We start from the raw sequence: 20,245 nt of genomic DNA, 5'->3' as shown, positions 1-20,245 counted from the left end.
TAGGCTCGCAGCCTCAGGCGCGAGGGCCTGAGCGAGAGCCTGGGGGACCCACTCACATGCGCGCACTACGCATCACACTGATCGTCGTCGTGATACTCGGCGGCCTCTTCGTGGCCGCCGACCGCATCGCGGTGTACATGGCCGAGTCCAAGGCGGCCGACAAGATCAAGAGTTCTCAGGGCCTGACCACCACGCCCAATGTCTCGATCAAGGGCTTCCCGTTCCTCACCCAGGTCGTGGGCAAGGAGCTGGACGAGGTCGACGTCGGCGTGGACGGGCTGACGACGGACGCGGGCGACGGCCGCAGCGTCCGGGTCACCGAGCTCGACGCCCAGCTGCACAACGTCCGCATCTCGGGGAACTTCTCGTCGGCCAGCGCCGACCGCGCCACCGGCTCGGCCCACATCAGCTACGCGGATCTCTCACAGGCCGCCGGTCCGGGCATCACGGTCGCCTACGACCCCTCGGGCACCAACAAGGTCAAGATCACCGGCAGCCTGCTGGGCTTCAGCCTCACCGCCCACTCCCAGGTCACCATCGTGAACGGCAACACCATCCGGCTGCACGCCGAGTCCATCCCGGGCGGGAGCATCCCCCAGTGGGAGGACAAGGTGCGCGAGAAGGCCGACATGGAGCGGAAGATCGAGGGACTGCCCACCGGTATGCGGCTGGACAAGGTGGAGACCTCCAAGGACGGCATAGACGTCTCGGTCGCGGGAAACAACGTCCAGCTGACGGGCTGACGCGACCAGTACCAGGGGCGTCGGATCCCGTCCCTGGTCCATTCACTGAGACGATCATGTCCGCGTATATGGATGTTCCTGCCCACCGCGAACCCCTCCGGCCGCGCCTCCCGGCCGTTCACGCGTCTCTCATCTCACACTCCGGACGATAACGTCTCATCATGCGACACACCGGTGACATGCCCGCCTGTCCGTCCCTACGATCGGACCCATGAAGCGACAGGCGGATCTCACGAAGCGGCGGGCAGTCGACCTGTGCCGCGTCGCCGCCATGCTCTGTCGCCCCGTCTGAATGGGACGCGGTCCGTACACGCCACGGACCGGCCCCCTCTTCGGCCCGTCAGCCGGGCCTTCCCGCACCTTCGCTCGTACGCTCGCCGCACGCCCCCGCGCGGCGCCGCGTCGTGAGCGTGCCCGTACCGCCGCAACTGCCCCGGAGGAGAGAAACATGAGCCGCAGTGACGTCCTGGTGGACGCCGACTGGGTCCAGGCCCGTATCGACGACCCCAAGACGGTCATCGTCGAGGTGGACGAGGACACCTCGGCCTACGACAAGAACCACATCAAGAACGCCATCCGGATCGACTGGAAGCAGGATCTCCAGGACCCGGTGCGCCGTGACTTCGTCGACCAGGACGGCTTCGAGAAGCTCCTGTCGGAGAAGGGCATCGGCAACGACGACACGGTCGTCCTCTACGGCGGCAACAACAACTGGTTCGCGGCGTACGCCTACTGGTACTTCAAGCTCTACGGCCACCAGGACGTCAAGCTGCTCGACGGCGGCCGCAAGAAGTGGGAGCTCGACTCCCGCGACCTGGTCGCCGAGGTGCCGACCCGCGCGCAGACCGAGTACAAGGCCAAGCCGCAGGACACCGCCATCCGTGCCTTCCGCGACGAGGTCGTGGACGCCATCGGCTCGCTGAACCTGGTCGACGTGCGCTCCCCCGACGAGTTCTCCGGCAAGCTGCTCGCCCCGGCCCACCTCCCGCAGGAGCAGTCGCAGCGTCCGGGCCACGTCCCGAGCGCCCGCAACATCCCGTGGTCGAAGTCGGCCAACGACGACGGCACCTTCAGGTCCGACGACGAGCTCAAGGAGATCTACGAGGGCGCGGGCGTGGACCTGTCGAAGGACACCATCGCCTACTGCCGCATCGGTGAGCGCTCCGCTCACACCTGGTTCGTCCTGCACGAGCTCCTGGGCCAGGCCAACGTCAAGAACTACGACGGCTCCTGGACCGAGTACGGCTCGCTGGTGGGCGTGCCGGTCGAGCTCGGCTCCGACAGCTGACCCCTCTCCCCCGAACGTAAGGACAGACATCCATGTGTGGAGCCAAGGCCGGCGGCCCCGACGCCTCGACGATCAAGCCCGGTGAGACCACGATCCAGGGTTCGGTGACCCGCGACGGCGAGCCCGTCGCCGGTTACGTCCGGCTGCTGGACAGCACCGGCGAGTTCACCGCCGAGGTCCCCACCTCCGCGACCGGGCAGTTCCGCTTCTACGCCGCGGAGGGCACGTGGACGCTGCGCGCCCTGGTTCCCGGCGGCACCGCGGACCGCACCGTCGTCGCCCAGAAGGGCGGGCTGGCGGAGGTCGCCATCGCCGTCTGACGCGCTACGACGCGTCGTGACTCACGGCCGGAGGGCCGCACCCCGGGGTTGGACGCCTCGGCGGGGTGCGGCCCTCCGTACTGTCGGTGCGGGGGCTTTCGTCCGTCGGCGCCAGGGTCTTCCGTCTGTCGGTGCGGCGGTCCCGGACGTACGCTGGACATATGTACGCGCGACGCCGCCACGCATACTTCTTCCTGATGGGCGCGTGTCTGACGCTCTTCATCTCGGCATGGGCCTTTGTGCGCCTGTGGTCCGTCCCCGCCGCGGTCGCGATGTGCATCGTCGCCATGGTGATACCGCCCCTGGCGGCGATCGTCGCCAATCGCCGGGGCCCGGACGACCGGTGGTGGGACGAATCGGGGGACGAGGAGTCCGACCGGTGGTGGCGGGAGCTGGACGAACACAACCACCGGCATTGACCTGCCCGCAGCATCGATATGCGGCTCCGCCGCGTGGCCCGCCGCAGGCGCCAAGACCCGCCGGACACCCCCTGGTACACGGGCATACCCGAGCTAGTACACGAGCGCCTGGACGCCGTCCGGCATGATCTCGCTCACGAAGACCTGAGCGCCCGCGATCCGGGCACCTTCGATCAGATCCTTCTCCTCGATCTCCCGCCGCGCGGCGCACTGTGTGCACACCGTGATCGTTCCGCCGCCCGTAAGGATGCCGTCGATCAGATCCGGAAGCAGCGCGGCATGCGGAAGCTCGAACTCCGCGGCCCGGCCCGGCAGCGCGAACCACGTCGACTCCCCGGTCAGCCAGAGCGAGACCTCGACCCCGCTCGCCGCGGCCACCGCCGCCACCGTGAACGCCTGGGAACAGCGCTCGGGAGCGTCCGCGCCCGCCGTCACCTTGATCACCAGCTTCTTCGCCATGCGTCAACCTTAGGCTCGGCACCCGGGGCCCGGCGCCGCACGGCCACCTGTCTCCACCGGCCGCCCCGGCGGCGACTAGACTCGGTGCCGTCCGTCATCTGTTCCGAGGAGCGCGCTCGTGCTTGAGGCAGTCTTCACCACCCTGATGATCCTGGTCGCCGTGGCCACGCTCGGCTTCGCCGCGCTGACCTGGAAGAAGCTGTACCAGGGCCAGCGCTGAACCGCTCCCGCCCCGCCACCACGGCTCGACTCTCGACAGATCGCCTGAATTCATGATCCAGATTCCGTCCGACCTCCACCCGGACCTCGTGCCGCTCGCCTTCCTCCTGGGCAACTGGGAAGGGGCCGGCGTCTCGGACTTCCCCGGCGCCGAGAAGTGCAACTTCGGCCAGGAGGCCACCTTCACGCACGACGGCCGTGACTTCATCGAGTACATCTCGCACACCTGGGTGCTGGACTCCGAGGGCAAGAAGGTCCGCCCCCTGGAGACCGAATCCGGCTACTGGCGGATCGGCAAGGACCGCAAGGTCGAGGTCGTGATGAGCCGGGACCAGGGCATCATCGAGGTCTGGTACGGCGAGCTCGCGGAGGGCAAGCCGCAGATCGACCTGGCGACGGACGCGGTGGCGCGCACCGCCCACGCGGCGCCGTACTCGGGCGGCAAGCGGCTGTACGGCTACGTCAACAGCGATCTGATGTGGGTCGGCGAGAAGGCCACCCCCGAGGTCGAGCTGCGCCCGTACATGTCCGCGCATCTGAAGAAGGTCGTGGACCCCCGGGAGTGGGCCAAGGACCTCAAGGACCTGCCGGACGACGGGATCGCCTTCTTCCGCTGAGCTCCCCCGGCTTCCGCCCTCCGCCCTCCGCCCTCCGCCCTCCGCCGAGTCAGGCTCTCGCGTACCGCGTCCGGTTCTCCCCCGTGCGTCCGGCCGGTCACCGCGGGCCCGCCTACACTTGCACCGTGGCGACCACCGACTGGAAGAGCGATCTGCGGGAGCGCGGCTACCGTCTGACCCCGCAGCGCCAGCTCGTACTCGAAGCCGTCGATCATCTGGAGCACGCCACTCCGGACGAGATCCTCACCGAGGTGCGCCGCACCGCGAGCGGCGTCAACATCTCCACGGTCTATCGCACGCTGGAGCTGCTGGAGGAGCTGGGCCTGGTCAGCCATGCCCATCTCGGCCACGGCGCCCCCACGTACCACCTGGCCGACCGGCACCATCACATCCATATGGTGTGCCGGGACTGCACGGATGTGATCGAGGCCGATGTCTCCGTGGCCGACGCCTTCACCCGGCAGCTCCGGGCGGACTTCGGCTTCGACACCGATCTGAAGCACTTCGCGATCTTCGGCCGGTGTGCCTCCTGCTCCGCCCGGCAGCGCGCCGGAGAGGCCGGTGGAGACCCCGGACAGCTCGCTGGAGACGGTGCCGGGAACCGCTCCGGTGAGGGCCGAGCCCGCAGGTCGTAGGCTGAGTTCATGAAGAGCCCTTTGCTGTCGCTGCCCGGCGCCGTCCCCGGCGAGGGCCCCGACGAAGGCGTCGCCGCCCACTACGGCGACCTGTTCCGCGAGCAGCGCGCGCTCGCCGACGGCACCGGCTTCGTGGACCTCTCGCACCGCGGAGTGGTCACGGTCAGCGGTGCCGACCGGCTCAGCTGGCTGCATCTGCTGCTCACCCAGCACGTCAGCGAGCTCCCGCCGGGCCAGGCCACCGAAGCCCTGATCCTCTCCGCCCACGGCCACATCGAACACGCGCTCTACCTCGTCGACGACGGCGAGACCACCTGGGCCCATGTGGAGCCCGACAGCCAGGGCGATCTGATCGCCTACCTGGAGAGCATGAAGTTCTTCTACCGGGTGGACATCGCGGACCGCACCGACGACTACGCGGTCGTCCATCTCCCGGCCGGCAGCATCACCGAGGCCCCCGAGGGCGCCGTCGTCCGCGAGACCCCGCACGGCCGCGACCTCTTCCTGCCGCGTGAGCGCCTTACCGCCTTCGCCGAGGAGAGCGGCCCGCCGATCGGGGTGCTGGCGTACGAGGCGCTGCGGGTCGAGGCCCACCGGCCGCGGGTCGGCCTGGAGACCGACCACCGCACCATCCCGCACGAGCTGGGCTGGATCGGCTCCGCCGTCCATCTCCAGAAGGGCTGCTACCGCGGCCAGGAGACCGTCGCCCGGGTGCAGAACCTGGGGAAGCCACCGCGCCGGCTGGTCTTCCTCCACCTCGACGGCAGCGAGGTGACGCTGCCGTCCCACGGCGCGCCCATACGGCTGGCCTCGGAGGGCGAGGAGGGCCGCCAGCTGGGGTTCATCACCTCCTCGGCCCGCCACCACGAGCTGGGGCCGATCGCACTGGCGCTGGTCAAGCGCAATGTGCCGGTGGACGCGGACCTGATCGCGGACTCCACGGCCGCCGCACAGGAGACGGTCGTGGAGCCGTGAACCCGCTGCCGGTCCGCCGGGCCCCGCGGTTCGGCTAGACCTCGACGAGCACCGTGAACGGGCCGTCGTTCGTGAGCGAGACCTTCATGGCCGCTCCGAACCGGCCCGTTTCCACGTGTGCGCCCAGCTTCCGCAGCTGGGCCACCACCTCGTCGACGAGCGGTTCGGCGACCCCGCCGGGCGCCGCCGCGTTCCAGGTGGGACGGCGCCCCTTACGGGCGTCGCCGTAGAGCGTGAACTGGCTGATGACCAGCAGCGGAGCATCCAGGTCCGAGCAGGACCTCTCGTCGTGGAGCATCCTTACGGACCACAGCTTGCGGGCGAGCTGGGCCGCCTTCTCCGGGGTGTCGTCATGCGTCACCCCGACCAGTACGCACAGCCCCTCACCGACGATCTCGCCGACCGTCTCGCCGTCCACGACGACGCTCGCCCCGTCCACTCTCTGTACCACAGCACGCATGGCGACCATCATGCCGTGCGTCCATCCGGGGCCGATCGGGTGGAGAGCCGCTGCACAGGGAGCATCACTGGTGGCACGATGCGTGCAGGCGGTGCAGGCGGGCAGGAACTGCGGGAACGACGCATCGCTGGAGGGGACGGACATCAATGACCACATCGGGCACCGGCCAGCCCATGGCCACCGAGGGCCTGCTGCCGCCACGGCCGCCGAGCCAGCGCGGCGGGCGGCTGGCCGACTCCGCCGCCGTGACGGCGTCGGCCGTGACGTCCACGTCGGCGGCGGCGGCGGCGGCGAGCGATCTGAACGCATTGCGGCTGCCGGAGCTGCGGGCGCTGCGCCGCTCGGCACAGCGCGAGGAGGCGGATCTGAGCTATCTGCGCAGACTGCTCCAGGGGCGGATCGACATCCTCCGCGCCGAGCTGGGCCACCGCCGTGACCCGGCGCCCGCGGCGGCCGCGGCCCAGCCGCCCGCCGCGCTGGTGGACCGGCTGCCGGAGATCCTCGCCGATCTCCCCTCACGGCACCGCTCCTCGGCCCGGCATGTCACGCTCGGGACGCCACAGGACGCGGAGTACGAGCGGCTGGCCGAGGAGATGCTGGCCGAGGTGGGCCTGTCCGATCTGCGGGCCCGTACGGACGAGGAGCTGCACGGCGCGACGGCTCGCCTCGTCGGCCATGAGCAGCAGGTGTCGCGGCGGCGGCAGGAGCTGCAGCGCACGGCGGACGGCTGCAGCGCGGAGATCGCCCGCCGGTACCGCGAGGGAGAGGCGCAGGTGGACGATCTGCTGGCGTAGCCATCCGCAGGGTGCGGTGTGATGAAAGTACCTGGTCCGAGGGCTGTGGAAATCGGCGTGCGGCCGGTGGCGGCCGACGCTTAGCGTGTGCGCATGGCCCTCGAACTCCGCACCCCACTCCCCGATTCCGACCTCGCCAACTGGACCGTCGCGCTCAACACCGGCTTTCTGCGTCCGCCGGAGGCGCCGAAGGAGGAGGTGGAGCTGCGGCGGGAGCACATCGATCTGTCCCGTACGCAGGGGGTCTTCGACGGGGACCGCTGCGTGGCCACCTTCCGCAGCTTCGCACAGCGGCTGACGGCGGTCGGCGGGGCGGATGTCCCGGCCGACGCGATCAGCAATGTCGCGGTGTCGGCCACCCACCGCCGCCGGGGCCTGCTCAGCCGGATGATGGAGCACGATCTGCGCGCCGCCAAGGAGCGGGGCGAGGCGGTGGCCACCCTGATCGCGGCCGAGTACCCCATCTATGGGCGGTACGGCTTCGGACCGGCCACCTGGATCACCGAATGGCAGGTGGACGTCCCCCGGGCCGGTCTCGACCCGCGCCACTCGGCTCCGGTGGACGGCGGCCGGGTCGACTTCGCGGACGCCGACGAGGTGCGGAAGCTGGGCCCCGCCCTGCATGAGCGGCTGCGCGCCACGCAGCACGGCGTCATCGACCGCCCGGACCACTGGTGGCGGACCAACACCGGTCAGCGGCAGTACCCCAACCGCCCCTGGACCGAGCCGTTCTATGCGCTCTACCGCTCCCCCGACGGCTCGGTGGACGGGCTGCTCGCCTATACGGCGGACGACCGCTGGGAGGGCAACAAACGACCGCACAACACCGCCACCGTGCACGAGCTGACCGCGGTCACCCCGGCCGCCGAGCGGGCGCTGTGGCACTTCCTGCTCTCGGTCGACTGGGTGACCCGGGTCAACACCGGCCAGCGCGCCCCGGACGATCTGCTTCCGCTGCTGCTCGGCGATCCCCGCGCGGCCCAGGTCACCATGTATGCCGACTGGCTGTGGCTGCGCCCGCTGGATGTGCCCCAGCTGCTGGAGACCCGTACGTACCCGGCCGAGGGCTCGCTGGTGCTCGAGCTGCGCGACGCCGCCGGGCTGGCCGGGGGCCGCTACTTCCTGGAGGCGGGCCCCGACGGCGCGGCATGCGCGACCACGGGCCGTACGGCCGATCTGACCATGGACATCGGCGAGCTGAGCACCCTGTGGCTGGGCGACGAGTCGGCGGTCCGGCTCGCCTCGCTGGGCCGGATAGCCGAGGAGCGGCCGGGCGCCGCGGCGCTGGCGGACCGGCTGCTGAGGACCCCGCGCCGCCCCTGGTGCCCCGATGTCTTCTGAGGCGCCGGGTGTTCAGCAGCTGGACTTGAGCAGCCGGCGGGCGCCCGTGCCCTGCTCGCCCAGCCGGTCGTAGGGGTTCGCCAGCGCGCACTTGTCGATCGACAGACAGCCGCAGCCGATGCAGTCGGTGAGGTGGTCGCGGAGGTTCTCCAGCTGTTCGATGCGCTCGTTGAGGTCCGCGTGCCAGCACTCCGAGATCCGGGCCCAGTCCTCCTTGGTCAGGACGTGGTCCTCGGAGAAGAGCCCGAGGACCTCCCGGATCCTCGCCAGCGGGATGCCGACGCGCTGCGAGGAGCGGACAAAGGCCACGCGGCGGAGGGTGTCGCGGGTGTAGCGGCGCTGATTGCCGGAGGTGCGGCGGCTGTGGATCAGCCCCTCGCGCTCATAGAAGCGCAGCGCGGAGGCGGGCACCCCGCTGCGCTGCGCGAGATCGCCGACCGTGAGCTCATGGGTCTTCCAGGTCAGTTGCGTCATAGCGCCGAGGGTAGCTTGACTTCAACCTTTGTTTAAGTCCGAGGCTCGTCCCATGACGACAGACACCGCCGTCGTGACGGCAACCAACACGCCCGCATCCGCCACCGACACCGACTCCCCCATCCGGCTCGCCATCATCATCGGCAGCACCCGCGACGGCCGCTTCGGGCCGAAGGTCGCGGACTGGTTCGCCGGCCATGCGACGCTTCGCTCCGATATGACCGTCGACATCGTGGACCTGGCCGAGACCCCGCTGCCCACGGCCCTCACCCACCGGCCCGGCCCCGAGGACGTCGCGGCCCTGGAGGCCGTGGCACCCCGGCTGGACGCGGCCGACGCGTTCACCGTGGTCACGCCCGAGTACAACCACAGCTACCCCGCCTCCCTGAAGAACGCGATCGACTGGCACTTCACCCAGTGGCAGGCCAAGCCGGTCGGCTTCGTCTCGTACGGCGGCATCTCCGGGGGGCTGCGCGCGGTCGAGCATCTGCGGCCGGTCTTCGCCGAGGTCCACGCCGTGACCGTCCGGGACACCGTCAGCTTCCACAACGCGGGCGGGCTCTTCGAAGAGGACGGCCGGCTGAAGGACCCCGAGGGCCCGGACACCGCCGCCGGGGCGATGCTCGACCAGCTCACCTGGTGGGCGCGGGCCCTGCGCACGGCCCGCACCACCCACCCGTACGGCAGCTGATCCGCCCGGCGGCGCCGACCCCCGTTGACGGCGCCGCCGGAACGCGGCTCAGCGGCTCAGCAGTTCAGCCGGTGCGGTGGCTCCGCGGCTCAGCCGGTGCGGCGGCGGAAGAGCGCGCCCGACAGTCCGGTCGCCACCACCAGGATTCCGCCGCACCAGACCAGGGCCTGCCAGGCGCTGTCGCCGACCGGCCGGTCCAGCAGCAGCCCTCGCAGGGCCTCGATGACCGGGGTGACCGGCTGGTGCTCCGCGAACCCGTGCAGCCAGCCCGGCATGGTGTCGATGGGCACGAACGCGCTGCTGGGATACGGCAGGAACATCATCATGAAGGTGAACCCGCCCGCCGCCTCCGGTGACCTGGCGATCAGGCCGAAGCAGGCCGACAGCCAGGAGATCGCGAGGATGAACATCAGCAGGATCCCGGCCACGGCCAGCCAGTCGAGCGGACCGGCGGCCGGACGGAAGCCGATGAGGAAGGCCACCCCGAAGACGATCGCGGTCGCGACCGTGTTGCGCAGCACGCTCGCGGCCACATGGCCCGCCAGGATCGGGGTGCCGCCGATGTCCAGCGACCGGAAGCGGTCGATGATGCCACCGGCCATGTCATTGGTGACGGTGACCGCCGTATTGGCCGAGCCGAAGCCCGCGCACAGCAGCATCACCCCGGGGACGACATAGGTGACGTACTCGGTGCCGGTGTGAATGGCGCCACCGAAAAAGTAGACGAAGACCAGCATCAGCATGATCGGCAGCAGCATGGCGGTGAGAACCGCGTCGAGATTGCGCCTGCTCAGCCGGATGGTGCGGCCGGTCAGAACGATCGCGTCAGACACCGGCCGTCTCCCTCTCTCCCGTGTTCCCGCCCGTAGCGGTACGGCCCTCCCCCTCGCCGGTACGGCTCCCGCCCCCGGCGTCATGGCCGGTCAGGGCCATGAAGACATCGTCGAGCGTGGCGCTGTGGACGGTGAAGCGGTCCACAGCGCGGCGCTCGGGGTCGATCTCGTCGAGCAGGGTCCGCACATGGGCGGCGCCGCCGTCCGTCGCGACGCCCAGCGTCAGCCGGTCGGCGTCGCTCCAGACGAGCCGTACACCGAGTTGGCGCGCGACCGCCTCGTACGCCGCGACATCGCCGAGCGTCAGGTCCAGCCGCTGCCCGGCCACGCGCTCCTTGAGCTGGGCCGGGGTGCCCTCGGCCACCACCCGGCCGCCGTCCACCACGGCGATGCGATCGGCGAGTTGATCGGCCTCCTCCAGGTACTGGGTGGTGAGGAAGACCGTCACCCCGTCCGTCACCAGCCCCTTGACCACCTCCCACATGGCCTGTCGGCTGCGCGGGTCGAGTCCGGTGGTCGGCTCGTCGAGGAAGATCACCTCGGGGTGGCCGACCAGGCCCGCGGCGAGGTCGAGTCGGCGGCGCATCCCGCCCGAGTAGGTGCCCACGGTGCGGCGGGCGGCGCCGGTGAGGTCGAAGCGATCGAGCAGTTCGTGTGCTCGGCCGCGGGCCTCGGCACGGCCGAGCCGGGTCAGCCGCCCCATCATCCGCAGGTTCTCCTCGCCGGTCTGCATCTCGTCCACCGCGGCGTACTGGCCGGTGAGGCTGATGGCGCGGCGGACCCGGCGGCGGTCGGCGACGACGTCGAAGCCCGCGACGCGGGCCCGCCCGGCGTCCGGTGGCGTCAGCGTGGCCAGGATCCGCACGGTCGTGGTCTTGCCCGCCCCGTTGGGGCCGAGCAGCGCGAAGACGCTGCCGGGCGCGACCGACAGATCGACGCCCCTGAGCACCCGCACCGCCCCGTAGGACTTCTCGAGGCCGCTCGCCTCGATGGCTGGTCGATGGGCCATGATTCCCCCGCTCCTCTTTCTGCGTATGCCATACACGCTACTGCGTAGGGTATACACAACTCTAGGATGGCGGTCAATCAAGCCACCATCAGCGCACGTAGATACGGAGGGCCCCGAGGCCATGGCCACCGAGGACAGCGGCACCGGCCTGCCGGCGAGCATCGAGGCCGCCTGGGGACTGCGGGAACGCGCGGGCAAGGGGCCCCGCCCCGGCCTGACCCTGGGCCGGATCGTCGACGCCGCCGTCGGCATCGCCTCGGCGGACGGCCTCGGCGCCGTCTCCATGAGCCGGGTCGCGTCCGAGCTGGGCGTCTCCACGATGTCCCTGTACCGCTATGTCTCGGCCAAGGACGAGCTGCTGACGCTGATGGAGGACGCGGCCTACGGCCCACCCCCGCCCGGCGAACCGGCGAAGGACTGGCGGACCGGGTTCACCGACTGGGCCTGGGCACTGCGCACCAGCGTCGCCCGCCACCCGTGGGTGGTGAACGTCCCGATCAGCACCCCGCCCTCGACACCCAACTCGGTGGCCTGGATGGAGCGCGGACTGGCCTGTCTGCGCCGCACCAACCTCAGCGAGGGCGAGAAGATCTCCGTGCTGATGCTGGTCAGCGGCTTCGTCCGGAACGAGGCGCGGATGACCTTCGACATTCTGGCGGCCCACCGGCGCAAGGGGCAGAGCCTCGAGTCCTCGATGGCGTCCTGGGCCAAGCTGCTGGAGAAGCTGACCGACGCCGAGCGCTTCCCGGCGGTGACGGCGGCGCTGCGGACGGGTGATCTCGATATCCCGGGCGGCCCCGACGACGAGTTCGTCTTCGGCCTGGAACGGATCCTCGACGGTGTGGAGGCGCTGATCAGCGCGCGGAGCTGACCACCCGGCTCAGGGACTGGCCAGATTCTTGTACATCCTGGCCATCCGGCCACTCGTCGGCCCCGGGGCCGGTTTCCGAGCATGGTGGGCATGAACGTGCTGTGGATATTCGCCCACCCCGAACAGCGCTCCCTCAGCGGGGCGTTGCGCGACGAGGGGCTGCGCGCCCTGCGCGAGGCGGGCCATGAGTACCGGCTGTCCGATCTCTACGCGATGCGCTGGAACCCCGTGGTGGACGGCGCGGACTTCCGGCATGACGCGGACGAACGCCTCATCGTCGGGGCCGCCTCGCGACGCGCCCATGACGCGGGGACGCTCAGCGAGGACATCCGCGCCGAGCAGGAGAAGATCGCCTGGGCTGATGCGCTCGTCGTGCAGTTCCCACTGTGGTGGTACGGCATGCCCGCCATCCTCAAGGGCTGGTTCGACCGCGTCTTCGTCAAGGGCTTCGCCTACGGGGTCATCGGGCCGGATGGCCGCACCCTGCGCTACGGGGACGGCAAGCTGGCCGGTAAGCGCGCCATGGTGGTGCTGACCGCCGGGGCGCCCGAGGCCACCATGGGCCCGCGCGGCGTCAACGGCGAGCTCGGCGACCTGCTGTTCCCCCTGCACCACGGCACCTTCTGGTACAGCGGGATGTCCGTGCTGCCGCCGTATGTGGTGTACGGCGCGGACCGGGTCCCGGCCGAGGCCTACGAAACCCATGCCGCCGAGCTGCGGAAGCGGCTGGCCGCCCTGCCGACCGAGGAGCCGATTCCGTTCCGCCGGCAGAACGGCGGGGACTACGACGAGCGCCTGGTGCTCCGCCCCGACCTCCTGCCGGGCCGCACCGGCCTCTCCGTGCACTACGTACCACCCCGCACCCCCGCCGCCGAAGGCGCCCAGGACACCGAGAGCGCCCTGAACGGCTAGGAGGCGGGCCACAGCTCCAGCCGCCAGTCGTTGCACCGCATCATCGTCCCCACCGGATACTCGAACTCGCACTCGCCGAGCAGCGTGAACCCGGCCTTGCGGCACACCCCGTTCGACGCGGGGTGGCCGACGGACGGATAGGCGTGCAGATGCCGATGGGTCCGCTGCGCCGCGGCCGCCCGCGCCACCTCCCTCGCGGCCGCGGCCGCGATCCCCCGCCCCTGGAACGGCGGCAGCACGGCCCAGCCGGTCTCGTACACCGACTCACCCCGCCACTCCCGCTCCCAGTACCCGATGCTGCCCGCCGTCTCGTCCTCCTCGTTCCCCTCGTCCCTCTCGTCCCCCTCCGGCAGCACGATCCGGTACATCCGCCCGGCGCCCGGCCCGGTCAGCTCGGCATACCGCCGGTGGCGGACCAGGATCTGCTCCTCGCTCTCCGGCCCGCCCAGGTGGCTCGTCATCTCCGGGCTGTTGACGCGGCGCAGCAGCTCGAGGCAGAGCGCGCTGTCCTCCCACGGCTCGAGCCGCACCCGCACCCCGCTCACCCCACCGGACATCGGCCACCTCCCGCCGTCGGCGCACTCCGCGCCCGCCTTCCGTCATTCGACCACGGGGGTACGACAACGGCCCCGCGCCCAGGTCACGGCCCGTCCCACCCGTCCCACCCGTCCCGCCCGTCCGCCCCGGCCACAAGATCAGCCCAGCCCGGCGAGAACGGACCAGCCCCACAAGGTCGGCTCAGCCCGACGACCGCTCCAGCAGCAGCGCCCGCTCACGGGCGTTACGGGTCAGGGCCGCCGCACGGGCGAACTCCGCCCGTGCCTCCTCATGCCGCCCCAGCCGTTCCAGCAGATCCCCGCGGACGCTCGGCAGCAGGTGGTAGTCCCTGAGGGCCGGTTCCTCCGCCAGCGCCTCGACCAGTTTCAGACCCGCCGCGGGCCCCTCCGCCATCGCGACGGCGACCGCCCGGTTGAGCTCCACCACGGGGGACGGGGCCAGCGCCATCAGCCGGCCGTAGAGGGCGGCGATGGCCGTCCAGTCGGTGTCCGCGTACCGGATCGCCCGTGCGTGACAGGCGGCGATGGCGGCCTGGAGGGAGTACGGGCCCTGGCCCGCCCGCTGGAGCGCCTCGACACCCCGGCGGATGAGCAGGCGGTTCCACTTGGTGCGGTTCTGGTCGGCGAGCAGCACCGGCTCACCGCCGGGGCCGGTGCGGGCCGCGGTCCGGGAGGACTGGAACTCCAGCAGCGAGACCAGCCCGTGCGCTTCGGGCTCCTGGGGCAGCAGCCCCGCCAGCACCCGTGCCAGGCGCAGCGCGTCCTCGCACAGGGCCGGGCGCACCAGATCGTCGCCCGCGGTCGCGGAGTAGCCCTCGTTGAAGACGAGGTAGATGACCTCCAGGACCGAGGAGAGCCGGGCGGTCCGGTCGTCGCCGTACGGCACCTCGAAGGGGACCTCGGCCTTGGCGAGGGTCCGCTTGGCCCGGACGATGCGCTGGGCGACCGTCGGCTCCGGGACCAGGAACGCGCGGGCGATCTCCTCCGTCGTCAGCCCGCCCAGCAGCCGCAGCGTGAGCGCGACCCGGGCCTGGGTGGACAGCACGGGATGGCACGCGGTGAAGATCAAGCGCAGCAGATCGTCGTCGATGTCCTCGGTGGTCCCGGCGAGATCCGCCGGGTCGGGCGGTGAGACGTCCTCCAGGGCCCGCCCGACCTCCGCCAACTTGCGTGCGTAGGTCTCCTTACGGCGTACGAGATCGATCGCGCGGTGCTTGGCGGTGACCATGAGCCAGGCGCCCGGATTGTCCGGCACACCCGACTCCGGCCACCGCTCCAGCGCGGTGACCAGGGCGTCCTGCGCGAGTTCCTCGGCCATTCCGACGTCCCGCACGATGCGGGCGACGCCTGCGATGATCCGCGCGGACTCGATCCTGAAGACCGTTTCGACCGTTCCGGCGATGTCGGCTGTTTCGCCACTGCGGGCGCTTTCAGCCGCTTTCGCCGCATTGGCCGGGCTTGCTGCCGTCACGGCCACCATCAGAGCAGCCGTAAGGGGACGGAGCAAGCGTTACCGGCTCAGGGCTCGACAACCTCACGGACCTCGCAGGTGATGGTCCAGTGCTCCTCATGGACCCGCAGGAACCGCTTGGTCCACTCCACGGCCTCGGCCTTGTCCTTGGCCTGGAGCAGGGCGTAGCCGCCGATGACCTCCTTGCTCTCGGTGAAGGGACCGTCGGTGCAGCTGATCTTTCCGCCGGCCCAGGTGACCCGGGTGCCGTCGGAGGTCGGGGTGAGCCCGGCCGTGTCCAGCATGACCCCGGCCTTGGTCATCTCCTCGATCAGCTCGCCCATCCGCTCCATGAGCTCGGGGCTGGGCCCCTCGGCGGGGGCGTTCTGCTCGTCGACGCGGATCATCGACAGATAGCGCGGCATGGTGACTCCTTGCGAAACGAGGTCGGGATTTTCGGAGTGGAGAGCAGGGGCTTGCCCTGCCTCTCACCCCTGCGTCGAACGGGCACCGCCCGGATCGACAGACCTCACGGAATTTTTTGACGAGGTCCACCGACGAGGTCACACCCGACGGGGGACGGTGGTCATGTAGCGGGCTGGACGAAGCGTATTCCCCCGTACAACCCATGTCCCGGACTGCGGCCTCGGCCGGGGGCCTGTGGTCGCATAGCTGCCGGTGGGAGGAGCTGTTACATTCCCAACGTGGGCCCGACGCTCTCGCCGATCGTTCAGCGCTGACGCAGACGGACTGAAAAGGTTGGAATATCAGCTGAGTGCTTGAATCTCGGTCGCTAGCCTCTCCTGGCTAGCCGCCCACGACGTCAATAGGGCTAGACCGTCCGCGGTCGCCGTGCCGGCGGGCGCGGTGTAGACGTTCAGGAGCAGGCCGGGTTCGGCAGGCATCTCCATCGACTCGACGTCCAGGTCGAGCTGGCCCACTACCGGATGGTGCACACGCTTGCGTCCGGACCGGTGGAGCCGAACGTCCTGAGATGCCCACCGCTGCCGAAATAGTTCACTGCGTGTTGACAATTCACCGACTAGGGCGATCAGCTCCTCGTCGTGCGGATTGCGACCGGCTTCCATGCGTAGCTTCGCGGCCACATCGCAGGCGATTCGGTCATAGTCGACGAAGAATGTTTTTGCCGCTTCGGGATCTAGATACACGAACCGCGCGGTGTTCGCCGGCCGTCGCGTGTCGGCCAGCACCGGTGAATACAGCGCACGGGCAAGTTGATTCATGGCCAGGACGTCATAACGGCCGTTGCAAATCCAAGCCGGCGCATCGGTGATGGCGTCGAGCACCTGATGAAGCGCCGGACGCACCGTCACGGCGGGTCGCCGGCGGCGTGGACCGCTGGGCGCCCTGGACTGCCGCGCAAGGTGGAATAGGTGATCGCGCTCGGCCTCGTCAAGTTGCAAGGCAGAGGCCAACGCGTCGAGCACCCCGTCGGAGGCGCCGCTGAGGCTGCCGCGCTCCATACGCACGTAGTAGTCGACCGATACCCCTGCTAGTAGAGCTACCTCTTCGCGACGCAGACCTTTGACCCGGCGGTTGCCGCCGTAGGCGGGCAGTCCGGCCCGCTCGGGCGCGATCCGCGCGCGACGCGAGCTCAGGAACTCCTTGATCTCAGTGCGCAGATCGATCGTGGCCATCCCTTCACCATAGGCCCTGTCCGCAGGCGAAGGGAGGTTCTGCTGGTACCCCGACTGCTACGCACCCCCTCACACGCGGCATGCGCCCAGCGTCGTAGCGGGAAAAGGCCCGCGTCGAGACCTGGATACCCGAAGCAGTCGTGGCAATGCCACCGTCGACCGGGATAATGGCGCCCTCAGGTAGGACCCGGCCCGACTGGCGAGGAACACGGCGATGCCCGCCATGTCGTCGTCGCGGCCAAGCCGGCGTAGAGGGACCGACCCCGCGATCGCGTCGCCGATCGCATCGATTCATTGTCACCCTTGATGCCGACCCGAGATGCCGGCCCGACAAGTGGCTCAATCACTTTCGTGACGATCCGCGAGCTCAAGCACGAAGAATTCCACGTGGACAGAGTGTCAGCCCGCCGGACAAGGGTGGCATCGACAGTACCTGTACCAGGAGGGCCTCCCCGCCGCCCGCAAGGCGGGCCTAACCTGCTGTGACCGGTTCCGGCTGAACAGCGGGAGCAATGGGTCAGATGACCTGTACCGAAGGAGCATTCTCCAGTGCAGAAACGCAAACTTGGACAGCACCTCGAAGTTTCAGCCCTGGGACTCGGTTGCATGGGCATGAGCTTCTTCTACGGTCCGCCCCCGGACCGAGCCGAGATGACGAGGCTGCTGCGGGCCGCGGTTGACCGCGGCGTGACTTTCTTCGACACCGCCGAAGTCTATGGCCCTTTTACCAATGAAGAGCTGGTCGGTCAGGCGCTGGCGCCGGTCCGCGACCAGGTGGTGATTGCCACCAAGTTCGGTCTCAAGCACGGAGAGCACGGGCCGACCCCGGCGTCGGGGCTCGATAGCCGACCCGAGCAGATCCGTCGAGTGACCGAGGCCTCGCTCCAGCGTCTGCAAACGGATTGCATTGACCTTCTTTACCAACACCGCGTCGATCCCGACGTGCCCATCGAAGACGTAGCAGGCACGGTCAAGGAGCTGATCACCGAAGGTAAGGTCAAGCACTTCGGTCTATCGGAGGCCGGTGCGACGACGATTAGCCGAGCCCACCGCGTGCAGCCTGTGACGGCACTGCAAAGTGAATACTCGCTCTGGACGCGAGACCACGAAGCCGAGATCATTCCGACCTTGGAGAAGCTGGGCATCGGTCTAGTGCCATACAGCCCGCTGGGCAAGGGCTATCTGACCGGCACAATCGACTCCCGTACATCGCTGGCCGACAACGACCTCCGCCGCATGCTGCCGCGCTTCACTCTTGAAGCACGGCAGGCCAATCAAACACTGGTCGACTTGCTGCAGCAGATCGCCGACGAAAAGGGAGCCACACCAGCCCAGATCGCTCTCGCCTGGGTGCTGGCGCAGAAGCCGTGGTTCGTGCCGATCCCCGGCACAACCAAACTGCATCGCTTGGAAGAGAACCTGGGAGCACTCGATGTCGAATTGACGTTCGGCGACCTGCAACGCATCGAGGCGGCCGCGGCCCAAATCCAGATCCAGGGTGAGCGCGTCCCCGAACGGTTGAAGTCTCTGTTCGGCCGCTAATACTGCAACGGCGCTCAGATGATGTAGCCGTGGCGTCGGTAGTGGCAGAGGCGGGCTTGGTGCTGTCGTCGGCGGCGCCATCGGGACCAGGACCAGACGCGTTCGGCGGGAGGGCGTGTCGCCAGCAGAAACGCGGCGGTCAGCCGCCGCAACTCGGGCAGCGTGTAGTTGATCACGCCTTCGAGCTGGGCGTGGTGTTCGCCGAGGCCGTCTGCGGGGCGACCGCGGCGCGGGTGCCGGCCGGCCATGCGGCGGCCAGCATGGACCAGGCCAGGTTCGACAAGGTGGCTCGTCGGGGCCCGAAGCAGATGTAGTAGGCGATCTCGCCGCTCGAGGTGGACCGTCGGGCGAGCAGCCAGTGCCCCCGGCCCGGCGCGCAGCAGATACGGATCGGGACCCGGGCCCAGACGTACTCCCGCGGGCCCTGGGAGCCCGCGCCCACCGGCCGCGGTCGTCGGTCCACGACTTCGGTAGGTAGAGCTCCCGGTCGATCAGCGCGTGACCGCGTGCTGAGCGGTAGGCCAGGAACGTGCCGATCTGGCAGTTCTCCACCCGACCGGCCGTGCCGGAGTACTGGCGCTGCACACCCGCCGACCTGTTGCCCTTCTTGAGGAACCCGGTGTCGTCGACGATCAGCACCCCGCCCGGGTCACCGAGCCGCTCGACCACATGGGCCCGGACGTCGTCGCGGACACCGCGATGTCCCAGTCCGCGCGACGCAGCAGCCGCTGCGTCCCGTCCGGGGAGACCTCCCCGGCCTGCTCAGCCAGGGTCCATCCGTTCGACCGCGGCAACCCCGCCACCAGCCCGGAGACGTACTCCCGCACCCGGCGCCGCGGCTCAGCCCGCCCGAACCGGCCCGTCACCCGCCCCACCAAGGCCTCCAACTCCGAGGCCACCACATCCAGCACCACAACCCAAGGCTAGGTACCTGATGCGGTCGTGGCGATGCCGCCGTCGATCGGGATGATGCTGCCCGTGAGGTAAGACCCGGCCCGGCTGGCGAGGAACACCGCGATACCTGCCATGTCGTCGTCGCGGCCGAGCCGGCGCAGAGGGGCCTTCGCCGCGATCGTGTCGCCGATGGCATCGAGCGTGGACGCCATCATCTGCGACGGGAACGGTCCTGGGGCTACCGCGTTCACCGTGACGTGCTGTGGGCCCAGTTCTCTGGCAAGCACTCTGGTGAGTTGATGGAGTGCCGCTTTGCTGCTGGCGTACGAGTAGTTGGGCGAGTCGGCGACGTGGATGGCGGCGATACTGCCGATGTTAATGACCCGCGCGGGATCATCGGCGGTGCCCGCCCTGCGAAGTGCCGGGAGCAGCGCCTGCACCAGCCAGAACGGCGACTTGAGGTTGAGGTCGATCACTGCGTCCCAGGCCTCGTCCGGGAACGTCTCCAGCGGCTCGCGCCACATCGCCCCCGCGTTGTTGACGAGGATGTCCAGGCGTTCCGAGTCGACCTTGACAAGATCAGCGAGGCGCTGACACTCGTCGTACCTGGACAGGTCGGCGGGGATTGCTTGAACGTCGCCGAATTCGGACAGTAGATGCTGTGCCTCCGCACACGTGTCTGCCTTGCGTGAGCTGATAATGACGCGGGCGCCCGCCTGCAGAAGGCCGCGCGCTATCATCATCCCAATGCCCCTGGTGCCGCCAGTGACAAGTGCGTACTTCCCACTCAGATCGAAAAGGTCTGTGTGAGTGGTGAACCGGTTGTCCGCCATTGGTCTTCGTCCCTTCTATGGTGGAAGCATGTGCTGACACGGTCGCGCGTCCGGTGCAGCTGAATTGAACTGATGGGGGATAAAGCTGCGGTGCGTGTCCATGGAGTGTTGTCGGCGCTTTCGTTCAGGGCGCCTGGGACGGGTTCTCGGGCGGCCGCCGTACGCGCCTCCCGTGAATCCATTGCTTCTCCGCTGTGTAGCTGGGAGCCGACTCAAACAGGTTGACAGGCGTCCTGGACGTCTGGGAGACC

At 69.5% G+C, this 20,245-nt stretch carries 26 protein-coding genes and 2 pseudogenes; 14 read left to right on the top strand and 14 right to left on the bottom strand.

All coding sequences use genetic code 11. The features are described 5' to 3' along the window. Positions 1-56 precede the first annotated feature (56 nt). The 5 genes from J2Z30_RS44765 to J2Z30_RS44750 all read left to right on the top strand — a co-directional run bounded on the left by J2Z30_RS44765 (position 57) and on the right by J2Z30_RS44750 (position 2,770). Positions 57-743 carry an LmeA family phospholipid-binding protein gene (locus tag J2Z30_RS44765; RefSeq protein WP_044571987.1) on the top strand — a complete coding sequence of 229 codons (687 nt, stop codon included), beginning with the start codon at positions 57-59 and terminating at the stop codon, positions 741-743. A 211-nt stretch (positions 744-954) separates the two neighbouring features. After that, the gene (locus J2Z30_RS52000) at positions 955-1,035 is read left to right on the top strand and encodes an Ms5788A family Cys-rich leader peptide (RefSeq protein WP_351229977.1); all 81 of its coding nucleotides are present in this window, start codon (positions 955-957) and stop codon (positions 1,033-1,035) included. A gap of 156 nt (positions 1,036-1,191) precedes the next feature. Next, positions 1,192-2,031 (top strand): sulfurtransferase, encoded by an 840-nt coding sequence (locus J2Z30_RS44760; RefSeq protein WP_044571989.1) that lies wholly within the window; start codon positions 1,192-1,194, stop codon positions 2,029-2,031. Positions 2,032-2,063: 32 nt separating this feature from the next. Beyond that, positions 2,064-2,351 carry a DUF1416 domain-containing protein gene (locus J2Z30_RS44755; protein WP_020869513.1) on the top strand — a complete coding sequence of 96 codons (288 nt, stop codon included), beginning with the start codon at positions 2,064-2,066 and terminating at the stop codon, positions 2,349-2,351. Positions 2,352-2,512: 161 nt separating this feature from the next. Then, positions 2,513-2,770, top strand: coding sequence for a DUF3099 domain-containing protein (locus tag J2Z30_RS44750; protein ID WP_014053929.1), 258 nt, complete (start codon positions 2,513-2,515; stop codon positions 2,768-2,770). Positions 2,771-2,863: 93 nt separating this feature from the next. On the opposite strand, the gene J2Z30_RS44745 is transcribed toward J2Z30_RS44750, so the two are convergent. Then, on the bottom strand, positions 2,864-3,229 hold the full coding sequence (locus tag J2Z30_RS44745; RefSeq protein WP_044571991.1) for a DsrE family protein: 366 nt from the start codon (positions 3,227-3,229) through the stop codon (positions 2,864-2,866). A gap of 272 nt (positions 3,230-3,501) precedes the next feature. Here J2Z30_RS44745 and J2Z30_RS44740 point away from each other — a divergent pair, with 272 nt between their 5' ends. The 3 genes from J2Z30_RS44740 to ygfZ all read left to right on the top strand — a co-directional run bounded on the left by J2Z30_RS44740 (position 3,502) and on the right by ygfZ (position 5,675). After that, positions 3,502-4,065 (top strand): heme-binding beta-barrel domain-containing protein, encoded by a 564-nt coding sequence (locus J2Z30_RS44740; protein WP_044571993.1) that lies wholly within the window; start codon positions 3,502-3,504, stop codon positions 4,063-4,065. Between the two features lie 125 nt (positions 4,066-4,190). After that, complete coding sequence (locus tag J2Z30_RS44735; protein ID WP_044581610.1) at positions 4,191-4,700, top strand: Fur family transcriptional regulator; 510 nt, start codon at positions 4,191-4,193, stop codon at positions 4,698-4,700. 9 nt (positions 4,701-4,709) lie between these two features. After that, positions 4,710-5,675, top strand: a complete 966-nt coding sequence (gene ygfZ, locus J2Z30_RS44730) for a CAF17-like 4Fe-4S cluster assembly/insertion protein YgfZ (RefSeq protein ID WP_044571995.1) — start codon at positions 4,710-4,712, stop codon at positions 5,673-5,675. Positions 5,676-5,709: 34 nt separating this feature from the next. Here ygfZ and dtd read toward each other — a convergent pair whose 3' ends face one another. After that, positions 5,710-6,135 carry a D-aminoacyl-tRNA deacylase gene (gene dtd / locus J2Z30_RS44725; protein ID WP_044581611.1) on the bottom strand — a complete coding sequence of 142 codons (426 nt, stop codon included), beginning with the start codon at positions 6,133-6,135 and terminating at the stop codon, positions 5,710-5,712. 146 nt (positions 6,136-6,281) lie between these two features. Between dtd and J2Z30_RS44720 the strand changes: the two genes are divergently transcribed. Together J2Z30_RS44720 and J2Z30_RS44715 are read left to right on the top strand one after the other, a co-directional pair. Continuing rightward, entirely contained in the window at positions 6,282-6,929 is a 648-nt protein-coding gene (locus tag J2Z30_RS44720; RefSeq protein WP_044571997.1) for an RsiG family protein, read from the top strand. A 93-nt stretch (positions 6,930-7,022) separates the two neighbouring features. Then, on the top strand, positions 7,023-8,270 hold the full coding sequence (locus J2Z30_RS44715) for a GNAT family N-acetyltransferase (protein ID WP_044571998.1): 1,248 nt from the start codon (positions 7,023-7,025) through the stop codon (positions 8,268-8,270). A 12-nt stretch (positions 8,271-8,282) separates the two neighbouring features. Here J2Z30_RS44715 and soxR read toward each other — a convergent pair whose 3' ends face one another. Next, positions 8,283-8,744, bottom strand: coding sequence for a redox-sensitive transcriptional activator SoxR (gene soxR / locus J2Z30_RS44710; protein ID WP_044572000.1), 462 nt, complete (start codon positions 8,742-8,744; stop codon positions 8,283-8,285). A 52-nt stretch (positions 8,745-8,796) separates the two neighbouring features. Here soxR and J2Z30_RS44705 point away from each other — a divergent pair, with 52 nt between their 5' ends. Next, positions 8,797-9,435 carry an NADPH-dependent FMN reductase gene (locus J2Z30_RS44705; RefSeq protein ID WP_044572002.1) on the top strand — a complete coding sequence of 213 codons (639 nt, stop codon included), beginning with the start codon at positions 8,797-8,799 and terminating at the stop codon, positions 9,433-9,435. 89 nt (positions 9,436-9,524) lie between these two features. Here J2Z30_RS44705 and J2Z30_RS44700 read toward each other — a convergent pair whose 3' ends face one another. Both J2Z30_RS44700 and J2Z30_RS44695 read right to left on the bottom strand, forming a co-directional pair. Then, on the bottom strand, positions 9,525-10,268 hold the full coding sequence (locus J2Z30_RS44700; RefSeq protein WP_044572004.1) for an ABC transporter permease: 744 nt from the start codon (positions 10,266-10,268) through the stop codon (positions 9,525-9,527). Next, positions 10,261-11,277, bottom strand: a complete 1,017-nt coding sequence (locus J2Z30_RS44695; RefSeq protein ID WP_044572005.1) for a daunorubicin resistance protein DrrA family ABC transporter ATP-binding protein — start codon at positions 11,275-11,277, stop codon at positions 10,261-10,263. The genes J2Z30_RS44700 and J2Z30_RS44695 overlap by 8 nt, the downstream gene beginning before the upstream one ends. 121 nt (positions 11,278-11,398) lie before the next feature. Here J2Z30_RS44695 and J2Z30_RS44690 point away from each other — a divergent pair, with 121 nt between their 5' ends. Together J2Z30_RS44690 and J2Z30_RS44685 are read left to right on the top strand one after the other, a co-directional pair. Further along, entirely contained in the window at positions 11,399-12,148 is a 750-nt protein-coding gene (locus tag J2Z30_RS44690; protein ID WP_044572007.1) for a TetR/AcrR family transcriptional regulator, read from the top strand. Between the two features lie 90 nt (positions 12,149-12,238). Continuing rightward, the gene (locus J2Z30_RS44685) at positions 12,239-13,060 is read left to right on the top strand and encodes an NAD(P)H-dependent oxidoreductase (RefSeq protein ID WP_044572009.1); all 822 of its coding nucleotides are present in this window, start codon (positions 12,239-12,241) and stop codon (positions 13,058-13,060) included. Here J2Z30_RS44685 and J2Z30_RS44680 read toward each other — a convergent pair. The 5 genes and pseudogenes from J2Z30_RS44680 to J2Z30_RS51995 all read right to left on the bottom strand — a co-directional run. Beyond that, on the bottom strand, positions 13,057-13,617 hold the full coding sequence (locus J2Z30_RS44680) for a GNAT family N-acetyltransferase (RefSeq protein WP_044572010.1): 561 nt from the start codon (positions 13,615-13,617) through the stop codon (positions 13,057-13,059). The two genes, J2Z30_RS44685 and J2Z30_RS44680, sit on opposite strands and share 4 nt — an antisense overlap. Before the next feature lie 181 nt (positions 13,618-13,798). Further along, on the bottom strand, positions 13,799-15,088 hold the full coding sequence (locus J2Z30_RS44675) for an RNA polymerase sigma factor (RefSeq protein WP_308280265.1): 1,290 nt from the start codon (positions 15,086-15,088) through the stop codon (positions 13,799-13,801). Positions 15,089-15,135: 47 nt separating this feature from the next. Next, positions 15,136-15,492, bottom strand: coding sequence for a YciI family protein (locus tag J2Z30_RS44670; RefSeq protein WP_044572012.1), 357 nt, complete (start codon positions 15,490-15,492; stop codon positions 15,136-15,138). 342 nt (positions 15,493-15,834) lie between these two features. Continuing rightward, positions 15,835-16,725 carry a helix-turn-helix transcriptional regulator gene (locus tag J2Z30_RS44665; protein WP_044572014.1) on the bottom strand — a complete coding sequence of 297 codons (891 nt, stop codon included), beginning with the start codon at positions 16,723-16,725 and terminating at the stop codon, positions 15,835-15,837. Positions 16,726-16,852: 127 nt separating this feature from the next. Next, positions 16,853-17,016, bottom strand: a pseudogene (locus J2Z30_RS51995) (SDR family oxidoreductase); the annotation flags it as partial. Between the two features lie 258 nt (positions 17,017-17,274). Between J2Z30_RS51995 and J2Z30_RS44660 the strand changes: the two are divergent. Continuing rightward, positions 17,275-18,267, top strand: a complete 993-nt coding sequence (locus tag J2Z30_RS44660; protein WP_044572016.1) for an aldo/keto reductase — start codon at positions 17,275-17,277, stop codon at positions 18,265-18,267. A 14-nt stretch (positions 18,268-18,281) separates the two neighbouring features. Here J2Z30_RS44660 and J2Z30_RS44655 read toward each other — a convergent pair whose 3' ends face one another. The 4 genes and pseudogenes from J2Z30_RS44655 to J2Z30_RS44645 all read right to left on the bottom strand — a co-directional run bounded on the left by J2Z30_RS44655 (position 18,282) and on the right by J2Z30_RS44645 (position 19,994). Beyond that, the gene (locus J2Z30_RS44655; RefSeq protein ID WP_209469110.1) at positions 18,282-18,443 is read right to left on the bottom strand and encodes a hypothetical protein; all 162 of its coding nucleotides are present in this window, start codon (positions 18,441-18,443) and stop codon (positions 18,282-18,284) included. Further along, positions 18,440-18,730 carry a hypothetical protein gene (locus J2Z30_RS52185; protein WP_443732398.1) on the bottom strand — a complete coding sequence of 97 codons (291 nt, stop codon included), beginning with the start codon at positions 18,728-18,730 and terminating at the stop codon, positions 18,440-18,442. Before J2Z30_RS52185 ends, J2Z30_RS44655 begins: the two co-directional genes overlap by 4 nt. Continuing rightward, a pseudogene (locus tag J2Z30_RS44650) lies at positions 18,709-19,181 on the bottom strand (IS701 family transposase); the annotation flags it as partial. The pseudogene J2Z30_RS44650 and the gene J2Z30_RS52185, both read right to left, overlap by 22 nt. 9 nt (positions 19,182-19,190) lie before the next feature. Further along, on the bottom strand, positions 19,191-19,994 hold the full coding sequence (locus J2Z30_RS44645) for an SDR family oxidoreductase (RefSeq protein ID WP_044572021.1): 804 nt from the start codon (positions 19,992-19,994) through the stop codon (positions 19,191-19,193). Between the last annotated feature and the right edge of the window lie 251 nt (positions 19,995-20,245).

The organism is Streptomyces iranensis, from assembly GCF_017874715.1.
Classification (GTDB): Bacteria; Actinomycetota; Actinomycetes; order Streptomycetales; family Streptomycetaceae; genus Streptomyces; species Streptomyces iranensis.
Note: the sequence above shows the minus strand (reverse complement) of the source record. Positions and strands in the feature narration are given on the sequence as shown.

Bases quoted from the DNA above. Each gene is read 5' to 3' on its own strand.
- J2Z30_RS44745 (WP_044571991.1), bottom strand. From the start codon at position 3,229: ATGGCGAAGAAGCTGGTGATCAAGGTGACGGCGGGCGCGGACGCTCCC.
- J2Z30_RS44760 (WP_044571989.1), top strand. From the start codon at position 1,192: ATGAGCCGCAGTGACGTCCTGGTGGACGCCGACTGGGTCCAGGCCCGT.
- J2Z30_RS44680 (WP_044572010.1), bottom strand. From the start codon at position 13,617: ATGTCCGGTGGGGTGAGCGGGGTGCGGGTGCGGCTCGAGCCGTGGGAG.
- J2Z30_RS44750 (WP_014053929.1), top strand. From the start codon at position 2,513: ATGTACGCGCGACGCCGCCACGCATACTTCTTCCTGATGGGCGCGTGT.
- J2Z30_RS44715 (WP_044571998.1), top strand. From the start codon at position 7,023: ATGGCCCTCGAACTCCGCACCCCACTCCCCGATTCCGACCTCGCCAAC.
- J2Z30_RS44705 (WP_044572002.1), top strand. From the start codon at position 8,797: ATGACGACAGACACCGCCGTCGTGACGGCAACCAACACGCCCGCATCC.
- J2Z30_RS44645 (WP_044572021.1), bottom strand. From the start codon at position 19,994: ATGGCGGACAACCGGTTCACCACTCACACAGACCTTTTCGATCTGAGT.
- J2Z30_RS52000 (WP_351229977.1), top strand. From the start codon at position 955: ATGAAGCGACAGGCGGATCTCACGAAGCGGCGGGCAGTCGACCTGTGC.
- J2Z30_RS44695 (WP_044572005.1), bottom strand. From the start codon at position 11,277: ATGGCCCATCGACCAGCCATCGAGGCGAGCGGCCTCGAGAAGTCCTAC.
- J2Z30_RS44740 (WP_044571993.1), top strand. From the start codon at position 3,502: ATGATCCAGATTCCGTCCGACCTCCACCCGGACCTCGTGCCGCTCGCC.
- J2Z30_RS44690 (WP_044572007.1), top strand. From the start codon at position 11,399: ATGGCCACCGAGGACAGCGGCACCGGCCTGCCGGCGAGCATCGAGGCC.
- soxR (WP_044572000.1), bottom strand. From the start codon at position 8,744: ATGACGCAACTGACCTGGAAGACCCATGAGCTCACGGTCGGCGATCTC.
- ygfZ (WP_044571995.1), top strand. From the start codon at position 4,710: ATGAAGAGCCCTTTGCTGTCGCTGCCCGGCGCCGTCCCCGGCGAGGGC.
- J2Z30_RS44685 (WP_044572009.1), top strand. From the start codon at position 12,239: ATGAACGTGCTGTGGATATTCGCCCACCCCGAACAGCGCTCCCTCAGC.
- J2Z30_RS44670 (WP_044572012.1), bottom strand. From the start codon at position 15,492: ATGCCGCGCTATCTGTCGATGATCCGCGTCGACGAGCAGAACGCCCCC.
- J2Z30_RS44755 (WP_020869513.1), top strand. From the start codon at position 2,064: ATGTGTGGAGCCAAGGCCGGCGGCCCCGACGCCTCGACGATCAAGCCC.
- J2Z30_RS44765 (WP_044571987.1), top strand. From the start codon at position 57: ATGCGCGCACTACGCATCACACTGATCGTCGTCGTGATACTCGGCGGC.
- J2Z30_RS44720 (WP_044571997.1), top strand. From the start codon at position 6,282: ATGACCACATCGGGCACCGGCCAGCCCATGGCCACCGAGGGCCTGCTG.
- J2Z30_RS44665 (WP_044572014.1), bottom strand. From the start codon at position 16,725: ATGGCCACGATCGATCTGCGCACTGAGATCAAGGAGTTCCTGAGCTCG.
- dtd (WP_044581611.1), bottom strand. From the start codon at position 6,135: ATGCGTGCTGTGGTACAGAGAGTGGACGGGGCGAGCGTCGTCGTGGAC.